Source organism: Thermodesulfobacteriota bacterium (genome assembly GCA_025062045.1).
Taxonomy (GTDB): domain Bacteria; phylum Desulfobacterota; class Syntrophorhabdia; order Syntrophorhabdales; family JANXAF01; genus JANXAF01.
This window is the reverse complement of record JANXAF010000021.1, coordinates 1-3,666: the sequence shown is the minus strand read 5'-3', so window position 1 is coordinate 3,666 and position 3,666 is coordinate 1. Positions and strand designations below refer to the sequence as shown.

The window sequence follows — 3,666 nt, the reverse complement described above, 5'->3', positions numbered from 1 at the left end:
GCTTGCGCTGAAAAGGAGCTTATCAGTGAGATAAACGTAAGCCTGAGGACCCCATCCAGATATAACTGGTGCACCATACGAACCATCTTTCCTCATGTACGGAGCCTGGGAATTAGGTACCGATACCCGACCGTGAGCGTAAAGTGTCCAGATGGGTGTTGGGATTCCCTGGTCTCCTGGATTCTGCATCGTGAACCCGAATATGGAGAAACCTACGGAGCCTGTCTTGTCATCCTTCTTGGCCGGGATCACAGGGACAAAGAGGTTCCCATGGACTCCCCAAGAATCGATCTTTTTATCGTAGAACCTGGGATGAACAGTTTCTAAGCTAGGGGATCCAAAAGGAGGGGTGGCTGTTTTAGACACCCTCTTTTCCCTTCCATAGAAAGCAGTAGCCATGAAAGTCAGCTGGTCTCTCCCTATCCTTCCACACTTGTCTGTCGTATACATAATTCTACCGTGGAGATAAGGCTGGGCCATGGTGTAAGAGTCGATGTCGCCTGTACCTGTCGGACCGACGATACTGTTATTTATGAAGGCACCTACTAGGAACTTGAAGTCCTTCTTATAAGTGTACTCAGCGTTTATCTGGGGCATTCTCGCTCCACCAACTGGCATAGCTGCTGAAAACCAGGGAACTGTCACAAGAAGAACCTGCGACGTTCCGTATATGCTTCCGAATACCTGAGATGTCTGCCCTATGGTGTAGATTACATCCTTTCCTAGTAACTCGATGCGGGCATGTCTTAACCTGAACTCTCCTTGGGCTGTCGGTGCGTAAAAGTCACCTTCGAGAAAAGCCTGTGTTTTGAATCCCTTAAGGTCAGGACCCTTAACCAGGAAGTTTATCCTTGTCTGGACAGCAGTCGAGAAATACGTTCCGTAATCTTCTCCATAGTGCTTAAAGCCAGGCATCGGTTCCCTATATGGGAGCTGACCCGACTGACCGCGTAACTGGTCAGAATATCCGAACTCAGCCTTGATATAGCCTCCAATTGTGGCATCGTATCTCGTGGTTACAGCGCCTGCAAATGAGATTGCAGGAATAATTAGGATCGCTAAAACGATTAAAAGCTTCCTCATAATACCTCCTTTCTCGAATTTTTTTTGATTCTTGTGCTTCAAAGCTTCCCACCTCCTTGCTTAAAATTTTTTAATCTTATAGCAGTGGGAGATGACCTTGTCAAGAAAAAAATTAAAAAGTTTTAAGGAAAGCCTTAAGTTCTTGATTATCCTTCGCAAATTGCTATAATACGTATCTATGCGAATTTTGGCAATAGATGTGGGAGAAAAGAGGATTGGGTTTGCAATCTCAGATAGCTCTTTATCTGTCGCTCTTGGTCTATACACTTACGAAAGGAAAGGAGAAAAAGAGGACTTAGAAGAGATCGAAAAAATTGTAAAAGAATACGGGGTTTTTGAAATTGTAGTTGGGATCCCAAAGGATATGAAGGGGAGGATCTCGCAAAAAGGAAAAGATATAGAGGTCTTCGCAAAAAAAATAGAAGAGAAGTGCAAGGCTCCAATCGTATTTTGGGATGAGAGGTTTACAACGAACGAAGCCCATAGGGTAATGGACCTTAAAGGCATAAACCACAGAAAGAGAAAAAGATACATAGATACGATTGCTGCCCAGATAATCCTCCAGGGATACCTAGATGCACGTATCCAGAGACATTAGGATCGCATCCCTTTTTTTTGGCCTTTCAATTCTAATTTTCTTCTTCGCTTTAATTAGCGTTCCTTCAAGTTTAAATGAAGATGATAAAGTGACAGTAGTTTTGAGAATGGGACTTGGAGTTTACGATATCGCAAAGCTTCTAGAGGAGAAGGAGCTTATAAACTCAAAGTACCTATTTTTCTTTGCATCTTTTCTTTTTGGGAAGAGACTTTTTGCTGGAGAATACGAGTTCTCAAAGGACATGTCCATATTAAAGATCATAGATATGATGAGGAAGGGCAAAAGAAAGATATACGTCGTGAAGATAATTGAGGGTTCTGATATCTTTCAGTGCGCAAGGATGCTCGAAGAGAACCTAAATATAAAGAAAGAGGATTTTTTGAAACTCGCAAAAGACAAAAATTTTTTAAAAGAACTTAACATCCAATCCCCATCCCTTGAAGGTTACCTTTTTCCTGACACTTACTATTACAGTAAAGAGATAGCCTTCGAGGATCTCATACGAAGGATAGTCCAGAGGAGGCTAAGGTACTTCCAAGACGAAAGGATTAAAAAAAGAATGCAAGATCTAGGTTTAGGTATCCACGAGATTTTGACCCTTGCATCGCTTATCGAAAAAGAGGCGAAGATCGAAAAAGAAAAACCTTTAATATCCGCTGTGTTCCACAATAGGCTTAGGCTTAATATGCCTCTTGAGTGTGACCCTACAGTCTTATACGGAATCGAAAAGAAAGGTCCAATAACAAAAACTGACTTAAAGAGAAAAACAGAGTACAATACTTACACATTTAGAGGACTTCCACCGGGGCCCATATGTAATCCTAGTACGAGCTCCATAGATGCGGCAATATTTCCTGCGGATGTGGATTATCTTTACTTTGTCGCAAAAAATGACGGAACTCACGTATTCTCAAAGGATCTTAAAGAGCACGAAAGATATGTGAGTATCTATCAGGGAAAGGGATATAAAAACTTAAATTAAGGAGGTTTGTATGCCAAAGGATGTAGCAGTAATTGGAGTAGGCCAAAGTAGTTTTGTCCGTGGTTACGAAGGCTCCATAAGGGAGCTAGTATTTGAGGCGTACAGAGAAGCGATGGAGGATGCGGGTATCTCTCCAAAGGACATCGATGCCTCGATTATCTGCTCGGCACCGGAGTACGACAAACAGAGGTCTCCCGCAGGTGTCATAGCGGAGTATTTGGGATTAATTCCTCAACCGACATGCTACGTTGAAACGATCTGTTCTTCTAGCTCAACAGGGGTAAGACTCGCATATGCTCTCATCAAAGCTGGACTCCACGATATAGTCTGCGTCATAGGCTTTCAGAAGATGTCTGAGATAACATCTGCCGAATCACAGGAAAGGATGGGAAGGGGTGCGGATATACAGTGGGAATCTCCATTCGGTACTATGATGCCAGCATATTACGCCCTATATGCGCAGGCTTACATGGCAAAGAATGGTGTCACACTCGAAGACCTAATGAATGTGAGGATAAAGTCTGCAACTTATGGACAGATAAATGAAAGGGCCGTATATAGGAGGCCTGTGACCCCAGAAGACTTCGATCCAACAAATCCTAACGCTAGACTTGCCCAAGTTGTTTCGTGGCCACTAAGAGTGGGAGATGCCTGCGCAAATGCGGACGGGAGTTCCTGTGTCATACTTGCAAACAAAGAGAAGGCTAAAGCCATATCGAAAAAGCCTGTGTGGATCTTGGGTATTGGTGCTGCGTCCGAAGCTGTAAATATGGCATCTAGGCCAGATTTCTCAAAAGGACTCAGGGTCGCCTACATAGCTGCCCAAGAGGCGTATAAGATGGCGGGTATCACACCAAAAGATGTAAAGGTTGCGGAAGTCCACGACTGTTTTACCATAGCTGAGATCATGGCTTATGAGGCCTTAGGCTTTGCCCCTCCAGGGGAAGGAAAGATGTTAATCAGGGAGAAAGCGACTTATAAAGAGGGTCCCATTCCTGTAAAC

4 protein-coding genes are annotated in these 3,666 nt (G+C 43.6%); 3 read left to right on the top strand and 1 reads right to left on the bottom strand.

Features of this window, described 5'->3' with window-relative positions; all coding sequences use genetic code 11:
- Positions 1-1,083, bottom strand: a 1,083-nt coding sequence (locus NZ583_08940; protein MCS7281718.1) for a hypothetical protein, incomplete at its 3' end; no start/stop codon positions are given.
- A gap of 178 nt (positions 1,084-1,261) precedes the next feature.
- On the opposite strand from NZ583_08940, the gene ruvX reads away from it, so the two are divergent.
- From ruvX to NZ583_08925, 3 genes are all read left to right on the top strand, one after another.
- Positions 1,262-1,681: a Holliday junction resolvase RuvX gene (gene ruvX / locus NZ583_08935; GenBank protein ID MCS7281717.1), complete on the top strand. Its 420-nt coding sequence runs from the start codon at positions 1,262-1,264 to the stop codon at positions 1,679-1,681.
- The gene (mltG, locus tag NZ583_08930; protein MCS7281716.1) at positions 1,659-2,663 is read left to right on the top strand and encodes an endolytic transglycosylase MltG; all 1,005 of its coding nucleotides are present in this window, start codon (positions 1,659-1,661) and stop codon (positions 2,661-2,663) included. Before ruvX ends, mltG begins: the two co-directional genes overlap by 23 nt.
- A 10-nt stretch (positions 2,664-2,673) precedes the next feature.
- On the top strand, positions 2,674-3,666 hold a 993-nt coding region (locus NZ583_08925; GenBank protein MCS7281715.1), incomplete at its 3' end, for an acetyl-CoA acetyltransferase.